Genomic DNA, 22,056 nt, shown 5'->3' on the forward strand with positions numbered 1-22,056 from the left:
GCCGGACGATGCGCGCGCACGGCTCGCCGCGCTGCGCGGCGGGCTCGATCGCAGCCGCCACCTGATCGGGCAGTTGCTCGCGCTCGCGCGAGCGCAAAGCGCGCCGGCCGCGCCGCCCGGTGACGTGTCCGTCCATGCCGTCTATCGCCGCGTGCTCGAAGACCTGATGCCGCTCGCCGACGCGAAAACCATCGACATCGGCATCGAAGACGGACCGGACGCGCACGTGCCTGTCGACGAGCTCGAACTCGTGTCGCTCGTGATGAACCTGGTCGACAACGCAATCCGCTACACGCCGCCGGGCGGACGCGTGGACCTGTCGACGCACTGCACGGACACGCACGTGTGCGTGACGATCGCCGACACCGGGCCGGGCATCGCGCCGCACGAACGCGAACGTGTGTTCGACCCGTTCTACCGGGTGCCCGGCAACGCGCAGATCGGCTCCGGGCTCGGCCTGTCGATCGTGAAGATCGTCGCGGACCGGATGGGTGCCGACATCACGCTCGCCTATGCGAACGAAGCGGAATCGCGCGGCTTGCGCATCTCGGTACGGATTCCGCTTGTGCGTCCGTTCGGCACGACGCAGCCCGACAGCCGGACCGATACGCCGGCGCAGCACGCTCGGCACGACAAACACCGCGCTTGACGCGCGTCAGCCGCCGATCGTCCCGCGATCGATCTTGCGCGACAGGATGATCGACGTCGTCGTGCGTTCGACACCTTCGAGCGTGCCGATCTGGTCGAGCAGGTCGTTGAGCCGTTCGGGCGAATCGGCGCGCAGCCAGGCGACGTAGTCGTATTCGCCGCTCACCGCGCACAGCAGCTGCACCTCGGGCATCCGGTCGAGCTTGCGCAACACGTCCTTGCCGAACTTCGGCGTGAGGATGATGCCGACGTACGCGTAAATGCTCGCATCGAGCACGTCCTGCCCGAGCCGGACGCTGTAGCCGGCGATCACGTTGGTGCGTTCGAGCCGCGCGATGCGGGCGACGACCGTCGTGCGCGCGACGTCGAGCTGGCGCGCGAGATCCGCGACGCTGGCGCGCGCATCGGCCTGCAGCAGCGCGACCAATTGCCGGTCGAGATCGTCGAGTTGGTCGAGGCGGGGTGGACGCATGAGGCTGGGCCGGGGCACGACGCGCCGGCTGAGTGGAAGGTGACGCGATGATAGCGCCGAACGCCGGCCCGCCCAAACGGCACCGCCATGATCCGGGCCAGAACCTTTCAATTTCGATTCGTATCGGATGTAAGCAAGTGTCGCATTCACTGCTGCACCGCATTCAACGTGCTACTAATAGCAGGCGACGCGAGAAGCGCGCTTGCGGCAGTTGCCGCCGCGCCCGCTCGCAAGACACCACCCCGGAGAGCCAACCATGAAGAAAATCTCGCTCACCCTCGCTACGCTCGTCGTTGCAGCCAGCGCGTTCGCGCAAACCCCGGCGCAGCCGCAAGCGCCCGCCCAGGCCCCCGCAACGACGGCCGCGGCGTCGGCCCCGACCGCCGAGCAGCGCGCGGAACGTCACGAAGCCCGCGTCGAGCAACGCATCAAGTACCTGCACGACCAGTTGAAGATCACATCGGCGCAGGAACCCCAGTGGAAGACGTTCGCGGACACGATGCGCGACAACGGTGACACGATGGGCCGCCTCTATCGCGAACGGATGGCGAAGCACGACGTGTCCGCACTCGACGACATGAAGCAGTACGCGGAACTGTCGCAGGCGAACGCCGACGGCGCGAAGAAGCTCGCCGACGCCTTCGCACCGCTCTACGAGAGCTTCCCGGCCGACCAGAAGGCGCTGGCCGACACGACGTTCCGCAGCTGGCTGCACCATGACGGCGAGCACCGCGGCAAGGGCAAGACGAAGGGCAAGGAAGGCAAGGCGGCAGCCGCGCCGGCCGCCAGCGCACCCGCGCAGCCCTGACGCCCTCCGTGCCGGCGCCGTACCGCCCGTCCGGGCCGAACGGCGCCGCGCCAGGCGACCGGCGCGTCACACGGCGCGCCGGATTCGGGATAAGCTCCCGGCTTTTACCGCTTTCCCGCCCTTCCCCGCCATGCTCGAACTCAAGCACCTCGACCTGCGTACCGATCCGCAGGCCCGTCGCGTCGTCAAGGACGAAACCGTCGCCGTTGCCTTCGCGGAGGCCGACGGCGAACTGATGAGCCTCGAAGGCCCGAACCGCTATGTGGCGGGCGACGCGCTGATCACGGGCTCGACCGGCGACCGCTGGGTCGTGTCACGCGCGCGCTTCGACGCCAAATACCTGCCCGCCGATCCGGCACGCGCACACGGCGAACCGGGCGCCTACCGGAACCGGCCGGCCGTCGTGCTCGCCCGCCGGATGGACGAGCCGTTCACGATCGCCCGCTCGGAAAACGGCGACACGCTGCGCGGCGTCGCCGGCGACTGGGTGATGCAATACGCGCCCGGCGACTACGGTGTCGTGCAGGCGCAGCGCTTCGCGCAGGTCTACCGCGACGCGTAATGCAGTGCGCCGGCATGGCGCCGGCGCGAACGGTCACGCAAAGTCTTCGTCGAGTACGAGTTCAGCGTCGCGCTCGACGGCCTCGCCGGCCGCGTGACGCTCCTCGAGCGACCCGAGCATCGCTTCCGTATACGCATGCAGCACCGCATGGCTGCGCGCCCGCTGCATCGGCTTGAGCGCCAGGTAGCGCGCGAGCGCGGCCGGCACGATCCGGATATCGAGCGTCATCCGCTTCGGCGCCGAGCCGAAACGCATCGCGAGCCACTGCACGGACAGGAACCGCCCGCGTGCGTCGCTGCTTTCGGCGAAACGCGTCTGCTCCGGAAAGAGATCGCAGATCACGCGTGCGAGCGCGTCGAATTCCGCGCTCTGGCATTCGATCAGATAGTCATCCATCCCGTCTCTCCCGTCAGGCTGCCGATTGCGACGGCCGGCATGCCTTCACCAGCACGACGACCAGGATCGCGACGAGCACGAAATACGCGGCCTCGACCCAGCCGGCCGGCAGCACGCGCACCTGGTACAGCAATGCCGGCGCGGCCGCCAGCGCATGCAGCACGATCGCGAGCGGCAACACGCCCGCGCGGCCGGCGCGCACGCCACGCCAGACCAGCACCGACAGCGCGAGCTGCAGCACGAATGCCGTGCAGCGTTCGAGCAGCAACAGCAGCATCGACTGTGCCGACAACGTCGCAAGCATCACATGCAGGCGCACGACGGTATCGCCCGGCAGGTCGGCGAGCTGCGTCTCGAGCTGGCCGCGGCTCGCGAGCCACGCGAGATACGACCACTGGCCCCATACGAGTACGCCGACGAACCATGCTTCGGCGCCACCGTGACCGATCCCGTAGCCGATTCCGCGGCTGTCGCCGGCCGACGACGGGCCATAGCGGCGATTCAGGAAACGCATCCCGAGATAGCGGCCGACTTCCTCGAATACGGCCGTTGCGAGCGCGCTGTACGCGACGAACGCGAGCGGCTGCGTGAGCCAGCCATCCGGCGGCGTCTGGCTCAGCACGAGCCCGTGGAACGCGCGTTCGAGGATCATCGCAAACAGCGTGAAGACGGCCACGCCGACGATCGTGTCGCGGCGGTTCAGCGCCAGCGGCTTGCGCAGGAATCGGTAGAGGACGAGCGGCAGGAGCGCGATGATCAGCGTGGCGGCGATCAGCACCGCCAGCGTGACGGGAGCGACAGTCATGTATTTCCTTGTTCGGGGCAGCGCACCTGACGCGCTGCGTGCCCCGAATGATACTCAGCTTGCGGTCGACGCGCGCGCAACCAGCTCGCCCGGCAACAGCGAGACGCGTACGTCGCCTGCCGCGCCGTCGATCCGCTCATGCACGAATTCGACGGCCTTGTAGCCGATTTCGTAGGTCGGCTGGCGGATCGTCGTGATCCCGATCAACTCGGCCCATTCCGGATCGTCGATCGACAGCAGCGCCACCCTCTGCTGCCAGGCGGAGCCGAAACGCGCGCGCAGGTGGCGCGCGATCGCGAGTGCGACCGGCGCGTTCGCGGCGAACAGCGCCGCGCGCACGCCGCGTCGTGCCGCGTCGTCGATGCGGGCATCGATATCGGCGAGCGCCGCCGTGACCGCGTCGGGCGCGTTCAGGTCGAGCACGACCGTCGACGGCACCGTCAGCCCGCGCGCCGCCAGTGCCGTGCGGAACGCGGCCTCGCGCAGGCGCCGCGAGCTGACGCGCTCGAACGGCTGCACGACGAAATGGATTGCGTCGAAACCGTGTTCGACCAGGTGCGCGAGTGCCGTCTCGATCGCGTCGGCGTTGTCGAGGCCGATCAGGTCGGCCTCGAAGCCTTCGACCGTGCGGTCGACGAGCACGGCCGGGATGCCGGCGCCGCGCAGCGGGCGCAGCACGTCCTCATCGGCGCCGAGCGCGTTGACGATCAGCCCTTCGACGCGGTAGGTCGTGAGCAACTGCAGGAAGCGGCGCTCCATCTCGACTTCGTTCGCCGCGTGACAGATCAGCGGCATGTAGCCGAGCGCATGGCACGCGTCCTCGACGCCCTGCAGCACTTCGACGGTATAGGGATTGGTCAGGTCGGCCGCGAGCATGCCGAGCAAGCGGTTGCGGCCGCGCTTGAGCCCGCGCGCCATCTGGTTCGGCCGGTAGTTGAGCCGCGCGATGGCCGCTTCGATCCGCTGGCGCAGATCGGTGGACAGCACGTGCGTCTCGCCGTTCAGGTAGCGCGACACACTGGTCTTGCCCGTGCCGGCCTCGCGCGCGACATCGCTGATCGTCGCCGGACGCGTCGTGGTTGGTTGCGAATCGGTCACTGTCGTGCCTCGCGACGTAGGATCCGCGCCACTTCGTGAGCAGACGGATCTTTGTTGTTGGAAACGTAAGCCACCCGGTGGAATCTCCTGTCGATCCACGTTAGCGCTTCAGCGCTTACGTGGATCCCATGCTTCGCGGTCGACCAGCGTCTGCCCTTTAGCGCTTACGCGGGTCCCATGCTTCGCGGTCGATCAGCATCTGCCCTTCAGCGCCGGCGCGCGGCACCCGCCCCGGTCACCTGCAACAGCAGTCGGCCGCACCGGACCTGGCGCGGATACCCGTCGCGGGACGCCGCCGGCAACGTTGCCGGGCCGTCGATGCGACGCGCGGGCGATCATAACGCAGCCAGCCCGCCGGCACCAAGATCATCGACTCTAACGAAGCCGGCCCCCCGCCGGACGGACATCGGCCGGTGGCCGACCCGCGACCCGCCGCGGCTCACGCGTGCGCGAGCGCATCCGGATTGACGAGATTCGTGCGCAGCGTGCCGGCCAGCGCGCCGACCAGGTTTTCCGCGGCACAGCGCGCCATCGCATGGCGCGTCTCGTGCGTCGCCGAGCCGATATGCGGCAGCGCGACGACGTTCTTCATCTGCAGCAGCGGCGAATCCGCCGCCAGCGGTTCCTTCTCGAACACGTCGAGCCCTGCGCCGCGGATCGTGCCCGCGCGCAGCGCGTCGATCAGCGCGGCCTCGTCGACCACCGGCCCGCGCGATGCGTTGATCAGGATCGCACCGCGCTTCATCTTCGCGAATTCGGCCGCACCGATCAGGTGGTGCGTTTCCGGCGAAAGCGGCACCTGCAGGCACACGAAATCCGATTGCGCGAGCAGTTCGTCGAGCGTGACGCGCCGCGCGCCGTACTGCGTCTCGGCTTCCGCATGCGCGGAGCGGTTCGCGTACAGCACCTGCATCCGGAAGCCGAGCGCCGCGCGGCGCGCGACCGCGCCGCCGATCCGCCCGAGCCCGACGATGCCGAGCGTCTTGCCCTGCACGTCGGTACCGTACAGGTCGGGGCCGATGCTGTGATGCCAGTGGCCGGCCTTCACCCATTCGGCCAGCTCGACCACGCGTCGCGCGGACGCGAGGATCAGCGAAAACACCGTATCGGCGGTCGACTCGGTCAGCACGTCCGGCGTATGCGCGAGCACGATTCCGCGCCGCGTGAGATCCGCGACGTCGAAGTTGTCGTAGCCCACCGAGATCGTCGACCACGCCTTCAGCCGCGGTGCGCGGTCGAGCATCTGCGGCGTGACCTTCAGGCTCGCGCCGATCGCGCCGTCCGCGTCGCCGAGCGCATCGGCGAGGGCTGCGGCGCCGTCGGCCTGCACGACGTCCGCATGCTCGCGCAGGTACGCGAGAACGTCATCGGGCAGCGGCTTGTACGCGACGATACGGGGCTTCATCTGATTCATTTTCCTTGCAGCGGCGTCGCGAGCGGATGCGTATCGCGCGCCTGGGGTTTGACGGACAGCGTGAGGATCACCGCGGCGACGAGCGCGGCGCTCATGAACGCATACGACGCGACAGGCGAGCCGGTCGCCCCGTTCAGGTAGCCGACGAAGTACGAGCCGACGAACGAACCGAGCGCGCCCATGCTGTTGATCAGCGCCATCGCGCCGCCGGCGACGTTCTTCGGCAGCAGTTCCGGCACGATCGCGAAGAACGGGCCGTACGGCGCGTACATCGCGGCGCCTGCCACGACCAGCAGCGCATACGAGATCCAGAAGTGCGACGAGCCGAGTGCATACGATGCGGCGAACGCAGCCGCGCCGATCAGCAGGAACGGCCACACGAAACCGCGGCGGGAGCCGACCTTGTCGGACGCCCACGACGCGGCGATCATCGCGATCGTCGCGGCGAGATACGGCAGCGCGGACAGCCAGCCGGTCGCGACCATCCCGAGGTCGGAGCCGTTCTTGACGATCGACGGCAGCCACAGCACGAAGCCGTACACGCCGATGCTCCAGCAGAAATACTGTGCGCACAGCTTGATCACGGCCGGCGAGCGGAACGCTTCGCCGTAGTTGCGCACGGGCTTGATCGCTGCCTGCTCGGCCGCGAGCGCGGCGTCGAGGTCACGCTTTTCCTGCGCGTTGAGCCACGGCGAATCGGCCGGCTTGTCCTGCACGAGGAACCACCAGCACACGGCCCAGAGGACGGCAGGCACGCCTTCGGCGATGAACATGTGGCGCCAGCCGAATTCGTGCACGAGATAGCCCGACACGATCGACATCCACAGCACGGTGACCGGGTTGCCGAGGATCAGGAACGTGTTCGCGCGCGAGCGTTCGTTCTTGGTGAACCAGTTGCTGATGTAGATCAGCATCGCCGGCATCACGGCCGCCTCGACGACGCCGAGCACGAAGCGGATCGCCATCAGCGACGGGATGTTGCTGACCACGCCCGTGAGCGCCGCGCAGGCGCCCCACAGGATGAGGCTGACGAACACGAGCTTCTTCACGCTGCGGCGTTCCGCATAGATCGCGCCGGGAATCTGGAAGAAGAAGTAGCCGAGGAAGAACAGCGCGCCGATCAGCGACGACAGGCCCTTGCTGATCCCGAGGTCCTGGTTGATGCCGGCCGCGGCCGCGAACCCGTAGTTCGCGCGGTCGAGGTAGGCGAGGCTGTACGTGATGAAGACGATCGGCATGATCGTCCACCAGCGGCGGGCAGCGAGAGTGTTGGCCATCAGAGTGTCTCCTGTGTCGATCCACGTTAGCGCTTTAGCGCTTACGTGGATCCCATGCTTCGCGGTCGATCCAAGTTACTGCTTCAGCGCTTACTTGGATCCCATGCTTTGCGGTCGACCTGAACAAACGCTTCAGCGCCCGTCCCGGTCCCGTACCTTGCCGTGCGCATGCACGACGAATTGAGTCCGCGGATTGTGCCGTGTCCGGCCTCTCATTGCGCGGTGAAGGTTTCCTCTAAGCGATCGGCGCGATTGCTGACGTTTTCGAATCGATCGAGCGCGGCGCGGGTCGGCAGTCCTTCCGAGTCGCCGATCACCTGGATCGCGAGCGCACCGATCCGGTTGCCGCGCGCCACCGCCTGCTCGATCGTCTTGCCCTCCAGCAGCGCGCTGACCACGCCGACCGCGAAGCCGTCGCCGGCGCCAACCGTGTCGACGACGTTCTGCACGCGCTCGCCCGTCACCGTTCCGTCACGGCCGTCGGCCGTCCGGTAGTACGCGCCTTCCGCGCCGAGCTTGATCACGACACCGCGCGCCCCCTGTGCAAGATAGAAACCCGCGATGTCGGCGGGTGTATCGTGCCCGGTCAGTTGCCGCCCTTCGGCGATGCCCGGCAGCACCCAGTCCGCGAGCGACGCGAGCGCGTTCAGCGTCTTCGCCATCACGTCGGCGGACGGCCACAGCGTCGGGCGCAGGTTCGGGTCGAACGAGATCGTCTTGCCGGCTGCGCGCATTTCGCGCGCGAGCCTGAACGCGAGCTCGCACGACGTCGCAGAGATCGCCGGCGCGACGCCCGTCAGGTGCAGGTGGCGCGCGCCGAGCACGTAGTCGGCCACGTAGTCGTCGCACGACAGGTGGCTCGCGGCCGAGCCCTTGCGGAAATATTCGACGGTCGGGTCGCTGCCGTCGTCGTTGCGCGACTTCAGCTGGAAGCCGGTCGGGTAACGCGGATCGACGGTCACGCACGACGCGTCGATGCCCTCGCGCGCCAGCGTGTCGAGCACGTAGCCGCCGAACGAGTCGCGGCCGACGCGGCTCATCCAGCCGACCCGGAAGCCGAGCCGCGACAAGCCGATCGCGACGTTCAGGTCGGCGCCCGCGACCCGCTTCGTGAATTGCGTCGCGTGCGCGAGATGGCCGGGCTCGGTCGCGACGAACATCGCCATCGCTTCGCCGTAGGTCACGACATCAAGTGCTGCTTTCATGAATGAACTCTCCAGGATCCTTCCACCGTCACGCAGTGGCGAGCCACGCAACGCGCCGGCATGCATCGCCCGCCAGGTCGGCCGCGTCGAACGGGAACTCGATGCCGCGCGGCGCGTGCTGCGGCAGCACCGCGAGCACGCCGGTCACGAGCGGGTCGTTCGGAGCCGGCGCGGTGGCGAAACGGCGCGCGCCCTCGCCCGCGACTGCCTTGCAATGAATGTATTCCACATGCGGCGCGAGCACTTGCGCGCAATCAAGCGGCGCTTCGCCCGGCCACTGCCAGTTGCCGATGTCGAAGGTCATCCCGAGCGCATCGGGCATGCCGGCCGCGGCCAGTGCGTCGAACAGCCCGCGGAACTGCGCGAGCGCGCCGCCGACCGGAAGCTGGCCGTTCTCGACCACCACGCGGGCCCGCGCGCCGCGCGACAGCGCGACGATCTCGGCTGCGTGCGCGTCGCCGGCGAAGCCGCCGAGCTGGAATTTCACGAAGCGCGCGCCGAGCGCGTCGGCTTCGGCGAGCGCGCTGCGCAATGCGTCCGCATCGAGCGCGCCCGTTTCCGTGTACAGGTTGGCCGGCGTCGAAAAGACCGACCACAGACCGTGGCTGGCCAGTTGCGCGCCGAGCACGGCCAGCGCGCCAGGCGCGGCCGCCTCTTCCGACGCGAACAGTTCGCGCCGCACCTCGAAGCCGGTCGCACCGGACGCCGCCGCGGTCGCGATGAATGCGCTGTGGCCCTCCTGACGCACGCGGTCCATCCCGAATGCGCTCGCCACGATCACGATGTCTGTCATTTTGCCCTTTTTCACCGGAATGGAACCGGTTCCATTTGCTTGAGACGGATGGTGCGCTTCGCGTCAGGCCCACGCCATAGAGGAAATCCCTAAGACGGGGCATGACGCACATGCGCGCGTGGCGGCGCGCATCGCGCGTTCCCGAGCCCGGTTCGGCCGCTCAGGCGATGTCGTGCGCGAGGCTCATTTCGAGGAACTGGGCGGCGACCCGCGACGGCGCTCCGCCGTGCGGCACGAGGATGGAGAAGTGACGGGTGAGCGGCTTGGGCGCGAGCGAGCGCAGGACGAGCGCGGCATCGTCGTGACGCAACGACATCGCCGAGACGAACCCGACGCCCATCCCGGCCCGCACAGCTTCCTTCACCGCCTCGACGCCCGCGATCTCGAACGCGACGCGCATCGGCGCCGCGCCTTGCGCGAACGCGCGCTCGACGAGTTGCCGCACCGCGGAGCCCGCCTCGCGCAGCACGAGCGGATGGGCGGCCAGCGCGTCGAGCGTGACCCCCGACGCATATTCCGGAGCGGCCAGCGGATGGCCGGTCGGCACGATCGCCACGATCTCGTCCTCGCGCCACGCGTGCACCGCGGTGCCCGGCGGCAGTGCCTCGCCGGGCGGCCCTTCGATCATCGCGATATCGAGCGACGGCAGCGCGGCGACCACGTCGGCCGTGTTGCCGCTCATCGTCTGGATCGCCACGCGCGGCGCGCGCGGCTGGAACGCCGCGATCAGGTACGGCAACAGGTAACTCGCGGGCGTCGTGCTCGCGCCGATGCGCAGCGTACCGGCCTCGAGCCCGCGTACCGCGTCACGAAACGCACGCGCCTGCGCAAACGTGTCGCGCTGCGCCTTCGCGTACTGCGCGAGCTGTTCACCGACCGGGGTCAGGCGGATGCCGCGGCCTTCGCGCTGGTACAGCGGCTCGCCGAATTCGTCCTGCAGCAGCCGCAACTGGCCCGACACGGCCGGCTGCGACAGATGCAGCGCCACGGCGGCGTGGCTGATGTTCAGGTGCTCGGCGACGGCGGCGAACGTTATCAGTTGATCCGGGGTCATGGGGATAAATTATCAGCTTTCCGGATAGTTTACGTCACAAATCACAATTTTTCATATCGATATAACGAAATTAGGATTACAGCATCGCAACACGCTCCATCACGGTGCTTCCATGTCCACTGCTCCGACTCCCCATCTCAGCCCCGCCGCGCCGTCGATGCGCGGCCAGTTGAACGGCGTGCTGTTCGTCGCGCTGTTCGCCGCGGCCGTCACGAGCCTGTCCCAGCTTCCCGCGATCGCGGGGCTCGGCCTGTCGCCGCTGATCGTCGGCATCGTCGCAGGCGCCGTGTACGGCAACGCGCTGCGCGACGGCATGCCGGCCAGCTGGGCAGCCGGCGTCAATTTCTCCGCGCGCAAGCTGCTGCGCATCGCGGTCGCGTTCTTCGGGTTGCGCGTGAGCCTGCAGGAAATCGCGCAGGTCGGGCTGCCGGGCCTGACGGTGTCGGTACTGGTCGTCGTCAGCACGCTCGTGATCGGCACCTGGGCCGGCATGAAGATCATGAAGCTCGACCGCGATTCCGCCCTGCTGACCGCCGCCGGCAGTGCGATCTGTGGCGCGGCCGCCGTGCTCGCATTCGAATCGACGCTGCAGTCGAAGCCGCACCAGAGCGCGATGGCCGTGGGCAGCGTCGTGCTGTTCGGCACGCTGTCGATGTTCCTGTACCCGATCGCGTATCACGCCGGGCTGCTGAACCTCGATCCGGCCGGCCTCGGCCTGTTCTTCGGCGGCACGATCCACGAGGTCGCGCAGGTGGTCGGCGCGGCGAGCGACATCAGCCCGCAGGTCGCGCACATCGCGACGATCGTCAAGATGACCCGCGTGATGCTGCTGGTGCCGGTGCTGCTGGCGCTCGGCTGGTGGCTGGCCCGCTCGGCCCGCGCCACCGCCGCCGGCGCGCACGGCAAGCGGAAGGTGGCCGTGCCCTGGTTCGCACTCGGTTTCCTCGGCTTCGTGATCGTCAATTCGCTGAACGTGCTGCCCACCGACGTCACCCACACGCTGAACGTGCTCGACACCTTCGCGCTGACGATGGCCATGACCGCACTCGGCATCGAAACCCGCGTCGCGCAGATCCGCGCAGCCGGCCCCCGGGCGCTGATGACCGGCCTGATCCTGTACGTGTGGCTGATCGCCGGCGGCTACGGGATCACCCGGGCCGTGCAGCACTGGCTTGGCTGAGTTGCCCGCCCGTGACACTTCGCGCGCCGCGCCCGACGGGAAGGTCCCGCGGGCGCGGCGCAGTGCTATGCTTCGCGTCGTTTTCCATCGCCCTCTTTCAGCCGTGCTCTCGTTCCTGCTGAAGCTGCGCACTCGCGCCCAAACGCTGTTCCGCCTGTCGGACGCCCATACGATGCTGATCTGGTCGGCCATCGTCGGCGTCGGCGGCGCCTTTGCCACGATGGCGTTCCGCGAAGGCATCGACCTGATGCAGCACCTGATCTCCGGGCAAAGCGGCAGCTTCGTGCAGATGGCCAAGCGCCTGCCGTGGTACGTGCGGTTCTGGATGCCGGCCGCGGGCGGCTTCCTCGCCGGCTGCGTGCTGCTGCTCGCGACCCGCGGCGCCAAGCAGGCCGCCAAGACCGACTACATGGAATCGGTCGCGCTCGGCAACGGCATCGTGCCGGTCCGCCAGAGCCTGTGGCGCAGCGTGTCGTCGCTGCTGACGATCGGCAGCGGCGGCTCGATCGGCCGCGAAGGCCCGATGGTGCAGCTCGCCGCGCTCGCTGCGTCGCTCGTCGGCCGCTTCGTGCACTTCGACCCGCCGCGCCTGCGCCTGCTGGTCGCCTGCGGGGCGGCCGCCGGCATCACGTCCGCGTACAACGCGCCGATCGCCGGCGCCTTCTTCGTGTCGGAGATCGTGCTCGGCGGCATCGCGATGGAAAGTCTCGGGCCGATGATCGTCTCGTCGGTCGTCGCGAACATCGTGATGCGCGAATTTGTCGGCTACCGGCCGCCGTACGAGATGCCGGTGTTTCCAGCCGTCACCGGCCCCGAAGTGCTGCTGTTCGTCGTGCTCGGCGCGCTGTGCGGCGTGCTCGCGCCGCAGTTCCTGCACCTGCTCGATGCATCGAAGAACCAGTTCAAGCGGCTGCCCGTGCCGCTGCCCGTGCGGCTCGCGCTCGGCGGCCTCGTCGTCGGCGTGATCTCGGTCTGGGTGCCGGACGTGTGGGGCAACGGCTACAGCGTGGTGAACCTCATCCTCCATTCGCCGTGGACCTGGCAGGCACTCGTCGCGGTGCTCGTGTTCAAGGTGATCGCGACCTCCGCCACCGTCGGCTCCGGCGCGATCGGCGGGGTGTTCACGCCGACGCTGTTCGTCGGCGCGGTGTTCGGCTCGCTGTTCGGGCTCGCGATGCAAGCCGTGTGGCCCGGCCATACGTCGGCGTACTTCGCGTACGCGATCGTCGGGATGGGCGCGTTCCTGACGGGCGCCACGCAGGCGCCGCTGATGGCGATCCTGATGATCTTCGAGATGACGCTCAGCTACCAGGTCGTGCTGCCGCTGCTGGTGTCCTGCGTATTCGCGTACTTCGTCGCGCGCGCGACCGGCACGACGTCGATGTACGAGATCACCCTGCATCACCACCAGGATGCCGAGGAACGCAGCCGGATCCGCACCACGCAGATGCGCGAACTGATCCAGCCCGCGCAGACGGTCGTGCCGCTCACTGCGAGCGTCGCCGACATGACGCGCGTGTTCCTCGAATATCCGGTGAAGTATCTGTACGTGACCGACGACGCCGGACGCTTTCGCGGCGCGGTCGCGCTGAAGGACATCACGTCGGACCTGCTCGACAAGCGCGACACGGCCGACAAGACGGCCGCGCACTATGCGCACACGCCGTTTCCGCTGCTCACGCCCGACATGCCGCTCGCCATCGCGCTCGAACGCTTCATGGCGTTCCAGGGCGAACGCCTGCCGGTGATCGAAAGCGAAGCGGAGCCGACCCTCGCCGGGGTCGTCTACAAGACGTCGCTGCTCGATGCGTACCGGCGGATGACCGGCGAACGCTGACCGGGCGATTCGCCGCCCGCCGCCCGCCGCGCGAGCGCGGCCCGAGGCCCGCTCAGTCCGGTGCGCGCCCGAGCACCACGCGCGCGAAGAACCCCGCCAGCACCGACTCGGCCACCTCGGCCGACACGTGCTGCGGATCGGCCGTGTAGTACGACTGCACGCCATCGCACAGGCACATCAGCCCGAACGCCAGCGTCTCCGCCGGCAGCAGCAACGGCGTGCCGGCGCGCTCGGAGAAGCGCCGGATGAACTCGGCCATCTGCAGGCGCTTGCCATGCAGGAACTGGTTGAAGCGCACGCGGAATTTCGCGTCGCGCGCGGCCTGCAGCTTCGCCTCGCCCCACAGCAGCGAATATTCGTCGTCCTGAAACAGCGTCCGGTAATACGCGAGCGACATCGACTCCATCTGCTCGCGCGTTCCGCCCCCGTCGAAGATCGCCTGGAAATCGGCCTGCACCTCCGCGTGATTGCGCTCCAGCAATTCCAGCAGCAGGTCGGACTTGCTGCGGAAATTCGAGTAGAACGCGCCGCGCGTATAGCCGGCCGCCGCCGCGATGTCCTCGACGCTCGCGGCGACAAAACCTTTCTTCAGAAAAATACGGTGCGCGGCGATCAGCAGACGTTCGCGCGTCTGGTCCCTGCTCTGCTCGCGAGTTAAGCGCTGTGGTTTCATGGCGCGCAGTCTAGCACCCTTTACCTTTCGGATTCATCTTTGCATTCAGATACAGGTGTGTATTAGAATTCGCCACAGTTTCTGAAAGAAGGTGTCCGCACGCCCGTGCCGGCGCCGCTCGGGGCAAGCGCCCGCCGCGCTTGCCGGCTTCGTTCCGCTCTCGCTCTCACCTCATCTGGGGGTTTCGTGAATCGCTCCGGTTCCCGCGTCGCGCTGCTGGTCGGCGCCGCGCTCGTCGTCGCCGCCTGTCATCCGAAAGAATCCGCGCCGCCTGCCCCGCGCCCCGTCGTTGCGCTGCCCGCCCATGCCGACGACGCTGCCGTCGCCCGCACGCTCCCCGGCGAAATCCAGCCGCGCTACGCCACCCCGCTGTCGTTCCGCATCGCCGGCAAGATCATCGAGCGCAAGGTGCGCCTCGGCGATACGGTCAAGGTCGGCCAGGTCGTCGCGCTGCTCGATCCGTCCGACGTCGAGAAGAACGCCGCGAGCGCGCAGGCGCAGCTCGATGCCGCAACGCACAGCCTCGCGTTCGCGAAGCAGCAGCTCGACCGCGATCGCGCGCAGGCGCGCGAGAACCTGATCGCGACCGCACAGCTCGAGCAGACCGAGAACAGCTATACGTCGGCGCTCGCGCAGCGCGACCAGGCGCAGCAACAGCTCGCGCTCGCGAAGAACCAGCTCCGCTACGCGACACTCGTCGCCGATCATGCGGGCTATATCACCGCCGAACAGGCCGACACCGGCCAGAACGTGTCGGCCGGCCAGGCCGTCTACCAGCTCGCGTGGTCCGGCGACGTCGACGTCGTCAGCGACGTGCCCGAGGCCGCGCTTGCATCGCTCACGCCGGGCCACACGGCGACCGTCACGCTGCCGTCGCTGCCGGGCCGCCCGTTCGCCGCGAAGGTCCGCGAAATCGCGCCGGCCGCCGATCCGCAAAGCCGCACGTATCGCGTGAAGCTCACGCTCGCCGCGCCCGATCCGGCGATCCGGCTCGGGATGACCGCCAGCGTCGCGTTCGACGGCGCACCGGCCGCCGGTGACGCGCAGTCGATCACGCTGCCCGCGACCGCGTTGTTCCACGACGGTCAGCAACCGGCCGTGTGGGTCGTGCGCTCGAAGGACGACACGCTCGAGCTGCGCCGCGTCGACGTCGCGCGCTTCAACGAGCGCACGGTGACGGTGTCGCACGGGCTGCAGCCCGGTGAACGCGTCGTGCTGCAGGGCGTGCACACGGTCAGCGCGGGCGAGAAGGTCCGCGCGATCGCGCCGCTGCATCCGGAGGACTTCGCATCGTGAGCGTTTCCTACGAAGAAGGCCGCTTCAACCTGTCGGCGTGGGCGCTGCGCCACCAGGCGCTGGTCGTCTACCTGATCGCGCTCGCGACGCTCGCGGGCATTCTGGCCTACACCCGCCTCGCGCAATCCGAAGACCCGCCGTTCACGTTCCGCGTGATGGTGATCCGCACGTTCTGGCCCGGCGCGACCGCGCGGCAGGTGCAGGAACAGGTCACCGACCGGATCGGCCGCAAGCTGCAGGAAACGCCGGCCATCGACTTCCTGCGCAGCTACTCGCGCCCCGGCGAATCGCTGATCTTCTTCACGATGAAGGATTCGGCGCCCGTGAAGGACGTGCCTGAAACCTGGTACCAGATCCGCAAGAAAGTCGGCGACATCGGCTATACGCTGCCGCCCGGCGTGCAGGGTCCGTTCTTCAACGACGAATTCGGCGACGTCTACACCAATATCTGGACGCTCGAAGGCGACGGCTTCACGCCCGCGCAGCTCCACAATTACGCCGACCAGCTGCGCACCGTGCTGCTGCGCGTGCCGGGGGTCGGCAAGGTCGACTATTTCGGCGACCCCGACCAGCGGATCTTCGTCGAGGTCAACAACGCGCAGCTCACGCGCCTCGGCATCTCGCCGCAGCAGCTCGGGCAGGCGATCAACGCGCAGAACGACATCTCGTCGGCCGGCACGCTGACGACCGCCGACGATCGCGTGTTCGTGCGGCCGAGCGGCCAGTTCGACAACGTCGACGCGATCGCCGACACGCTGATCCGCATCAACGGCCGCACGTTCCGGCTCGGCGATCTCGCGACGGTGAAGCGCGGCTACGACGATCCGGCCGTCACGCAGATGCGCGCGGGCGGCAAGGCGGTGCTCGGCATCGGCGTCACGATGCAGCCGGGTGGCGACGTGATCCGGCTCGGCAAGGCGCTCGACGCCGAATCGAAGGACCTGCAGGCGCAACTGCCGGCCGGCCTCAAGCTGACGCTGGTATCGAGCATGCCGCATGCGGTCGCGCATTCGGTCGACGACTTCCTCGAAGCCGTCGCGGAAGCCGTCGCGATCGTGCTGGTCGTGAGCCTCGTGTCGCTCGGCCTGCGCACCGGGATGGTGGTCGTGATCTCGATTCCCGTCGTGCTCGCGGTCACCGCCCTCTTCATGTACCTGTTCGACATCGGGCTGCACAAGGTGTCGCTCGGCACGCTCGTGCTCGCGCTCGGGCTGCTCGTCGACGACGCGATCATCGCGGTCGAGATGATGGCCGTGAAGCTCGAACAGGGCTATACCCGTGCACGCGCCGCCGCGTTCGCCTATACGAGCACCGCGTTCCCGATGCTGACGGGCACGCTCGTCACCGTGTCGGGCTTCCTGCCGATCGCGCTCGCGAAATCGAGCACCGGCGAATACACGCGCTCGATCTTCGAGGTGTCTGCGATCGCACTGATCGCGTCGTGGTTCGCGGCGGTCGTGCTGATCCCGCTGCTCGGCTTCCACCTGCTGCCCGAGCGCAAGCGGCAAGCGCATGAAGCGCACCTGCCCGACGACCACGAGCACGACATCTACGACACGCGCTTCTACCGGCGGCTGCGCGGCTGGATCGACTGGTGCATCGAGCGGCGCTTCGTCGTGCTGCTGATCACGGGCGCGCTCTTCGTCGTCGCGCTGATGGGCTTCTCGCTCGTGCCGCAGCAGTTCTTCCCGAGCTCCGATCGCCCCGAGCTGCTGGTCGACCTGCGGCTGCCCGAAGGCGCGTCGTTCGCGGCGACGCTGCGCGAGACCGAACGCCTGGAGAAGGTGATCGACAAGCGCCCCGAGATCGATCATTCGGTGAACTTCGTCGGCAGCGGCGCGCCGCGCTTCTACCTGCCGCTCGACCAGCAGCTTCAGCTGCCGAACTTCGCGCAGTTCGTGATCACCGCGAAATCGGTGAAGGACCGCGAAAAGCTCGCGACCTGGCTCGAAACCACGTTGCGCGAGCAGTTCCCGGCCGTGCGCTCGCGGCTGTCGCGGCTCGAGAACGGCCCGCCGGTCGGCTATCCGGTGCAGTTCCGCGTGAGCGGCGACAGCATCGCGACGGTGCGCTCGATCGCGGAGAAGGTCGCGGCGACGATGCGCGGCGATGCGCGCACCGTCAACGTGCAGTTCGACTGGGACGAGCCGGCCGAGCGCTCGGTGCGCTTCGAGATCGACCAGAAGAAGGCGCGCGAGCTGAACGTCACGTCGCAGGACGTGTCGAGCTTCCTCGCGATGACGCTGTCCGGCACGACCGTCACGCAGTACCGCGAGCGCGACAAGCTGATCGCGGTCGACCTGCGCGCGCCGCGGGCGGATCGTGTCGATCCGGGCAAGCTCGCCGGCCTCGCGCTGCCGACTCCGAACGGCCCCGTGCCGCTCGGCTCGCTCGGCCGCTTCAAGCCGACGCTCGAGTACGGCGTCGTGTGGGAGCGCGACCGCCAGCCGACCATCACCGTGCAATCGGACGTGCGCGCCGGCGCGCAAGGCATCGACGTCACCCATGCGGTCGACGCGAAGCTGAACACGTTGCGCGCGCAACTGCCGGTCGGCTATCAGATCAACATCGGCGGCTCGGTCGAGGAAAGCGCGAAGGCGCAGAAGTCGATCAATGCGCAGATGCCGCTGATGGCGATCGCCGTGTTCACGCTGCTGATGATCCAGCTGCAAAGCTTCTCGCGCGTGCTGATGGTCGTGCTGACCGCGCCGCTCGGGCTGATCGGCGTGGTCGCCACGCTGCTGCTGTTCGGCCAGCCGTTCGGCTTCGTCGCGATGCTCGGCGTGATCGCGATGTTCGGGATCATCATGCGCAACTCGGTGATCCTCGTCGATCAGATCGAGCAGGACATCGCGGTCGGCCACCGCCGCATCGACGCGATCATCGGCGCGACCGTGCGGCGGTTCCGCCCGATCACGCTGACGGCCGCAGCCGCCGTGCTCGCGCTGATCCCGCTGTTGCGCTCGAACTTCTTCGGGCCGATGGCGACCGCGCTGATGGGCGGCATCACGAGCGCGACCGTGCTGACGCTGTTCTACCTGCCCGCGCTGTATGCGACGTGGTTCCGCGTGAAGCGCGACGAACGCGACCCGCAGGACGGCCCGCCGCCTGGCGGCACCCCTGCCGCGCCGTCGGGAGCCTGACCATGGATCGATCGATGAACCTGAAAACACAAGCCGTGCGGGCACTCGCGGTGGCGAGCCTCGCCGGCCCGCTCGCGGGCTGCGCCTGGTTCGCGCCGAGCGGCGAGCCGCCCGCGATGCCGTCGCCCGCGCACTATGGCGCCACGCCGCAAGTCCAGCAGACCGTGTCCGCGCAAGGCGTCACGCAGCAGTTCGAAGTCGGCGCAAAACCGGTGCCAGACTGGTGGAAACAGTACCGCTCCGACGCACTGAACGCGCTCGTCGACGAAGGGCTGCGCAACAGCCCGACGTTGAGCGCGGCATCCCACTCGCTCGATGCCGCGCGCGAACAGTTGCGCGGGCAGATCGGCAGCTCGATGCTGCCGTCGATCGACGCGGGCGGCCAGGCCACGCGCCAGCGTGCGCTCGGCGTGCCGATTCCCGCGCTCGGGGCGCCGACGCTGCTGTACGACACGTTCGTCGGGCAGCTGCAGGCGAGCTACACGATCGACCTGTTCGGCGCGTCGCGTTTCGCGAACCGCGCGCTGGCCCGCCGCGTCGACGTCAGCGCGTTCCAGCTCGAATCCGCGCGGCGCGCGCTGGCCGCGAACATCGTCACCGCGTCGATCACGGTGTCGGTGCTGAATGCGCAGATCAACACGACCGAGCGGCTGGTCGCGCTCGCCAACGACCAGGCGCACGATGCCGAACGCCGTTACGCGCTCGGATCGGCCTCGCGCAGCGACGCGCTGAACGCGCGGCAAAGCGCCGACACGTTCGCGGCGAGCCTGCCCGCCCTGCGCCAGCAGCGCGACTCGGCACGCCATGCGCTCGCGGTGCTGGTCGGCCGCACGCCTGACCAGCCGCCGGCCGATCTCACGCTCGCCGACCTGCACCTGCCCGAACAGGTGCCCGTCGTCGTGCCGTCGGACCTGCTGCAAAGCCGCCCGGACATCCAGGCGGCCGACGCTGGGCTGAAGGCGGCCGCGGCCGAAGTGGGCCTCGCGACTGCGCAGATGTTCCCGCAGCTGTCGCTGTCGGCGGCGATGGGGAAAGGCGGCTTCAGCTGGCCGACGATGCTGTCGGGCGCCGGCTCGATCTGGAACATCGGCGCGTCGCTGAGCCAGCCGATCTTCCACGGCGGCGCGCTGCTCGCGCAGCGCCGCGCGGCGAAGGCGACCTACGAGGCCGCCGTCGATCAGTACAAGCAGGCCGTGCTCGGCGCATTCCAGAACGTCGCCGATTCGCTCGCCGCGCTCGAGCACGATGCGGAAGCGCTCGATGCATCGTCCCGCGCCGCGCTGTCCGCGCGCGGTGCGTACGACGACGCGGCGGCCCGCGTGCGGCTCGGCGCGCTGCCGCCGTCGGCCGCGCGCGCCAGCGAGCTGCAGTATCGCAACGCACGGCTCGACGAGATCCGTGCGACCGGCGCGCGGTTCGCGGATACCGCGCGGCTTTACCAGGCGATGGGCACGCCACCGGTCGACAAGCCCGGCCAGTCCGGCAAGACCGACAAGGCGGCCGACGCGACCGCCACCGGCCAGCAAGCGCGCGCCGCCGGCGCCGACACCCCGCCTTCGCCGCAATAGGCCGGCCCTGCCATCGGGTGCGCGGAATCCCGCCGCGCACCCGATTTCCGATCTTCCGCTTGACCCTCACGTAGCGTAACGTTCGAGACTCCAGTGTGCGACCCGAATGGAGGAACGAATGCGACTGAAAGTGGGAGAACTGGCGAAACGCAGCGGGCTGACCGTCCGCACGCTTCATCACTATCACGCGATCGGTCTGCTGACGCCTTCGGCGCGCGCCGACAACGGCTACCGGCTGTACGACCGCCACGACATCGCCCGGCTCCACCAGATCCAGGCGCTGCGTCGCTTCGGCCTGTCGCTTGCCGAAATCGGCGATCACCTGAACCAGCCCGACACGCCGCTCGTCGAGATCGTCGCGAAACAGATCGCGCTGCTCGACCGTCAGCTTGCGCAGACCGCGCAGCTGCGCGAGCGGCTCGTGAACCTGCATGCGCAGCTCGCCGCGGGTACGGAGCCGGAGCTGGCCGATTGGCTGACCACACTGGAGTTGATGACCGTGTACGACAAATATTTTTCCGAGGAAGAACTCGCGCGCCTGCCGATGTACCAGAAGAGCCAGGCGGGCGACGCCGAATGGATCGCACTCGTCGACGAGGTGCGTGCGTTGCACGACGCGGGCGTGCCTGCCGAGGACGAGCGCACCCGTGCGCTCGCCAGCCGCTGGATGGCGCTGCTCGTGCGCGACACGAACAACGATCCGCGGCTGCTGGCGAAGCTGAACCTGATGCACGAACACGAACCGGCGATGCAGTCGAAGATCGGCATTTCGACCGCCCTGCGCGACTATGTGCTGCGCGCGTCGTCGGAAACCAAGATGCAGATCTTCGAGAAGTATCTCGCGCCGGACGAGATCCGCTTCATGCGGGCGCACTACGGTGAAAGCGCGATGGCATGGCCGCAACTGATGGGCGACGTGCGCGACGCGATTGAGGCGGGCGCCACGCCGGATTCACCGGAAGGCCGCGCGCTTGCGCAGCGCTGGCTCACGCTGTTCTGCAGCTATGCGGGTAACGATCCGGCCACGCATGCGAAATTTCGCCAGGCGATGATGAACGAGCCGTCGCTGACGAAGGATTCGTGGATCGACGACACGCTGATCGGCTTCGTGCGGGAGGCGATGGCGCAGCTGGCGCCGGCGCGCTGAGCGGGTTGAACGCATGAGGTTGCGGGCGGCAGGCGGGTTTTTCCGCGTGCCGCCCGCTTCACCGACAGGCGCATGTCGAACGCACCGTCGCGGCCGCCGCGCGCATGCCTACCGATAGTCGCGCGCGCTGATCCCGTGCCAGTGCTTCGTCATGTAGCGCAGAAACGCCGGTTGGGCTTTCAGGTCCGCATTCGGCACGGGCGCCGCGCCGCCGTCCATGAACTTGCCATTGACCGTGACCGTCTCCTCGCCGCGCAGCACGTACTTCGTGCCCTGGTCGATCAGGAAGTATTTGACCTGGTCGGCGCTCACATCGCCGCGACAGCCGATCTTGTACGCGAACAGGAACTGCTTGCGGCCGTTGCCGCGCAGGTCGCGCATTTCGATCGACGCAGGGACGACGTCGAGAATCACGTCGACCGGGCAGGCCTTCACGTAGTCGCGCACGGTCCAGTCGGGCCGGCCGTCGAGCGTCGCGGCGACCTTGAGTTCGACGTCGTCGCCGGACTCGGTTCTCGCGAGCGTCACCGCATGCGCGCCGGCCGCGTCGGTCCACGTGTACTCGGCGGCGGCCTGCGTCAGGTTGCACAGCGCAGTGGCTGCAAGAAACAGGCAAGGCGACAGGAAGCGTCTCTTCATTGGCGAGGGGGAGGCAGATTCGAACGCGCCATTATCGACAA

The 22,056-nt window shown here is 68.4% G+C and carries 20 protein-coding genes; 9 read left to right on the forward strand and 11 right to left on the reverse strand.

The window, feature by feature from the left end:
• Positions 1–649: HAMP domain-containing sensor histidine kinase (locus F3J15_RS17755; protein ID WP_166893052.1), on the forward strand; the 649-nt coding region annotated here is incomplete at its 5' end.
• A gap of 6 nt (positions 650–655) precedes the next feature.
• Here F3J15_RS17755 and F3J15_RS17760 read toward each other — a convergent pair.
• Positions 656–1,120: an Lrp/AsnC family transcriptional regulator gene (locus F3J15_RS17760; RefSeq protein WP_006481526.1), complete on the reverse strand. Its 465-nt coding sequence runs from the start codon at positions 1,118–1,120 to the stop codon at positions 656–658.
• A gap of 256 nt (positions 1,121–1,376) precedes the next feature.
• On the opposite strand from F3J15_RS17760, the gene F3J15_RS17765 reads away from it, so the two are divergent.
• The gene (locus F3J15_RS17765) at positions 1,377–1,928 is read left to right on the forward strand and encodes a Spy/CpxP family protein refolding chaperone (protein ID WP_166893054.1); all 552 of its coding nucleotides are present in this window, start codon (positions 1,377–1,379) and stop codon (positions 1,926–1,928) included.
• 130 nt (positions 1,929–2,058) lie between these two features.
• On the forward strand, positions 2,059–2,490 hold the full coding sequence (locus tag F3J15_RS17770; RefSeq protein WP_069248035.1) for a PGDYG domain-containing protein: 432 nt from the start codon (positions 2,059–2,061) through the stop codon (positions 2,488–2,490).
• 33 nt (positions 2,491–2,523) lie between these two features.
• On the opposite strand, the gene F3J15_RS17775 is transcribed toward F3J15_RS17770, so the two are convergent.
• From F3J15_RS17775 to F3J15_RS17810, 8 genes are all read right to left on the reverse strand, one after another.
• On the reverse strand, positions 2,524–2,886 hold the full coding sequence (locus tag F3J15_RS17775; RefSeq protein ID WP_047850836.1) for a DUF3022 domain-containing protein: 363 nt from the start codon (positions 2,884–2,886) through the stop codon (positions 2,524–2,526).
• A 13-nt stretch (positions 2,887–2,899) separates the two neighbouring features.
• Positions 2,900–3,691, reverse strand: a complete 792-nt coding sequence (locus F3J15_RS17780; RefSeq protein ID WP_166893056.1) for a YhfC family glutamic-type intramembrane protease — start codon at positions 3,689–3,691, stop codon at positions 2,900–2,902.
• A gap of 54 nt (positions 3,692–3,745) precedes the next feature.
• On the reverse strand, positions 3,746–4,789 hold the full coding sequence (locus tag F3J15_RS17785; protein WP_166893058.1) for a LacI family DNA-binding transcriptional regulator: 1,044 nt from the start codon (positions 4,787–4,789) through the stop codon (positions 3,746–3,748).
• Between the two features lie 439 nt (positions 4,790–5,228).
• Positions 5,229–6,194 carry a D-glycerate dehydrogenase gene (locus F3J15_RS17790; protein WP_166893060.1) on the reverse strand — a complete coding sequence of 322 codons (966 nt, stop codon included), beginning with the start codon at positions 6,192–6,194 and terminating at the stop codon, positions 5,229–5,231.
• A 5-nt stretch (positions 6,195–6,199) separates the two neighbouring features.
• Complete coding sequence (locus F3J15_RS17795) at positions 6,200–7,480, reverse strand: MFS transporter (RefSeq protein ID WP_046545793.1); 1,281 nt, start codon at positions 7,478–7,480, stop codon at positions 6,200–6,202.
• Between the two features lie 212 nt (positions 7,481–7,692).
• On the reverse strand, positions 7,693–8,685 hold the full coding sequence (locus F3J15_RS17800; RefSeq protein WP_069248038.1) for a sugar kinase: 993 nt from the start codon (positions 8,683–8,685) through the stop codon (positions 7,693–7,695).
• A gap of 28 nt (positions 8,686–8,713) precedes the next feature.
• Positions 8,714–9,478 carry a sugar phosphate isomerase/epimerase gene (locus tag F3J15_RS17805; RefSeq protein WP_166893062.1) on the reverse strand — a complete coding sequence of 255 codons (765 nt, stop codon included), beginning with the start codon at positions 9,476–9,478 and terminating at the stop codon, positions 8,714–8,716.
• Between the two features lie 160 nt (positions 9,479–9,638).
• Positions 9,639–10,532 (reverse strand): LysR family transcriptional regulator, encoded by an 894-nt coding sequence (locus F3J15_RS17810; protein ID WP_166893064.1) that lies wholly within the window; start codon positions 10,530–10,532, stop codon positions 9,639–9,641.
• A 112-nt stretch (positions 10,533–10,644) separates the two neighbouring features.
• Here F3J15_RS17810 and F3J15_RS17815 point away from each other — a divergent pair, with 112 nt between their 5' ends.
• Positions 10,645–11,712 carry a YeiH family protein gene (locus tag F3J15_RS17815; protein WP_166893075.1) on the forward strand — a complete coding sequence of 356 codons (1,068 nt, stop codon included), beginning with the start codon at positions 10,645–10,647 and terminating at the stop codon, positions 11,710–11,712.
• Positions 11,713–11,815: 103 nt separating this feature from the next.
• On the forward strand, positions 11,816–13,549 hold the full coding sequence (locus F3J15_RS17820) for a ClcB-like voltage-gated chloride channel protein (protein WP_345891581.1): 1,734 nt from the start codon (positions 11,816–11,818) through the stop codon (positions 13,547–13,549).
• A gap of 52 nt (positions 13,550–13,601) precedes the next feature.
• On the opposite strand, the gene F3J15_RS17825 is transcribed toward F3J15_RS17820, so the two are convergent.
• Positions 13,602–14,222 carry a TetR/AcrR family transcriptional regulator gene (locus F3J15_RS17825; RefSeq protein WP_069248043.1) on the reverse strand — a complete coding sequence of 207 codons (621 nt, stop codon included), beginning with the start codon at positions 14,220–14,222 and terminating at the stop codon, positions 13,602–13,604.
• A gap of 186 nt (positions 14,223–14,408) precedes the next feature.
• On the opposite strand from F3J15_RS17825, the gene F3J15_RS17830 reads away from it, so the two are divergent.
• The 4 genes from F3J15_RS17830 to F3J15_RS17845 all read left to right on the forward strand — a co-directional run bounded on the left by F3J15_RS17830 (position 14,409) and on the right by F3J15_RS17845 (position 21,376).
• Positions 14,409–15,518 carry an efflux RND transporter periplasmic adaptor subunit gene (locus F3J15_RS17830; RefSeq protein WP_166893078.1) on the forward strand — a complete coding sequence of 370 codons (1,110 nt, stop codon included), beginning with the start codon at positions 14,409–14,411 and terminating at the stop codon, positions 15,516–15,518.
• Complete coding sequence (locus F3J15_RS17835; protein ID WP_089445719.1) at positions 15,515–18,661, forward strand: efflux RND transporter permease subunit; 3,147 nt, start codon at positions 15,515–15,517, stop codon at positions 18,659–18,661. Before F3J15_RS17830 ends, F3J15_RS17835 begins: the two co-directional genes overlap by 4 nt.
• A gap of 2 nt (positions 18,662–18,663) precedes the next feature.
• Positions 18,664–20,229 (forward strand): efflux transporter outer membrane subunit, encoded by a 1,566-nt coding sequence (locus F3J15_RS17840; RefSeq protein WP_166893080.1) that lies wholly within the window; start codon positions 18,664–18,666, stop codon positions 20,227–20,229.
• A 118-nt stretch (positions 20,230–20,347) separates the two neighbouring features.
• Complete coding sequence (locus F3J15_RS17845) at positions 20,348–21,376, forward strand: MerR family transcriptional regulator (RefSeq protein ID WP_166893082.1); 1,029 nt, start codon at positions 20,348–20,350, stop codon at positions 21,374–21,376.
• A gap of 108 nt (positions 21,377–21,484) precedes the next feature.
• On the opposite strand, the gene F3J15_RS17850 is transcribed toward F3J15_RS17845, so the two are convergent.
• Positions 21,485–22,015: a DUF4124 domain-containing protein gene (locus F3J15_RS17850; protein WP_166893084.1), complete on the reverse strand. Its 531-nt coding sequence runs from the start codon at positions 22,013–22,015 to the stop codon at positions 21,485–21,487.
• Positions 22,016–22,056: the final 41 nt, after the last annotated feature.

Origin of the sequence: Burkholderia sp. Ap-955 (assembly GCF_011753045.1) — a bacterium.
Lineage (GTDB): Bacteria > Pseudomonadota > Gammaproteobacteria > Burkholderiales > Burkholderiaceae > Burkholderia > Burkholderia lata_D.

What these genes read in the sequence shown, in the direction of transcription:
- F3J15_RS17760 (WP_006481526.1), bottom strand. Translation starts at nt 1,120, where the DNA reads ATGCGTCCACCCCGCCTCGACCAACTCGACGATCTCGACCGGCAATTG.
- F3J15_RS17765 (WP_166893054.1), top strand. Translation starts at nt 1,377, where the DNA reads ATGAAGAAAATCTCGCTCACCCTCGCTACGCTCGTCGTTGCAGCCAGC.
- F3J15_RS17770 (WP_069248035.1), top strand. Translation starts at nt 2,059, where the DNA reads ATGCTCGAACTCAAGCACCTCGACCTGCGTACCGATCCGCAGGCCCGT.
- F3J15_RS17775 (WP_047850836.1), bottom strand. Translation starts at nt 2,886, where the DNA reads ATGGATGACTATCTGATCGAATGCCAGAGCGCGGAATTCGACGCGCTC.
- F3J15_RS17780 (WP_166893056.1), bottom strand. Translation starts at nt 3,691, where the DNA reads ATGACTGTCGCTCCCGTCACGCTGGCGGTGCTGATCGCCGCCACGCTG.
- F3J15_RS17790 (WP_166893060.1), bottom strand. Translation starts at nt 6,194, where the DNA reads ATGAAGCCCCGTATCGTCGCGTACAAGCCGCTGCCCGATGACGTTCTC.
- F3J15_RS17795 (WP_046545793.1), bottom strand. Translation starts at nt 7,480, where the DNA reads ATGGCCAACACTCTCGCTGCCCGCCGCTGGTGGACGATCATGCCGATC.
- F3J15_RS17800 (WP_069248038.1), bottom strand. Translation starts at nt 8,685, where the DNA reads ATGAAAGCAGCACTTGATGTCGTGACCTACGGCGAAGCGATGGCGATG.
- F3J15_RS17805 (WP_166893062.1), bottom strand. Translation starts at nt 9,478, where the DNA reads ATGACAGACATCGTGATCGTGGCGAGCGCATTCGGGATGGACCGCGTG.
- F3J15_RS17810 (WP_166893064.1), bottom strand. Translation starts at nt 10,532, where the DNA reads ATGACCCCGGATCAACTGATAACGTTCGCCGCCGTCGCCGAGCACCTG.
- F3J15_RS17815 (WP_166893075.1), top strand. Translation starts at nt 10,645, where the DNA reads ATGTCCACTGCTCCGACTCCCCATCTCAGCCCCGCCGCGCCGTCGATG.
- F3J15_RS17825 (WP_069248043.1), bottom strand. Translation starts at nt 14,222, where the DNA reads ATGAAACCACAGCGCTTAACTCGCGAGCAGAGCAGGGACCAGACGCGC.
- F3J15_RS17840 (WP_166893080.1), top strand. Translation starts at nt 18,664, where the DNA reads ATGGATCGATCGATGAACCTGAAAACACAAGCCGTGCGGGCACTCGCG.
- F3J15_RS17845 (WP_166893082.1), top strand. Translation starts at nt 20,348, where the DNA reads ATGCGACTGAAAGTGGGAGAACTGGCGAAACGCAGCGGGCTGACCGTC.
- F3J15_RS17850 (WP_166893084.1), bottom strand. Translation starts at nt 22,015, where the DNA reads ATGAAGAGACGCTTCCTGTCGCCTTGCCTGTTTCTTGCAGCCACTGCG.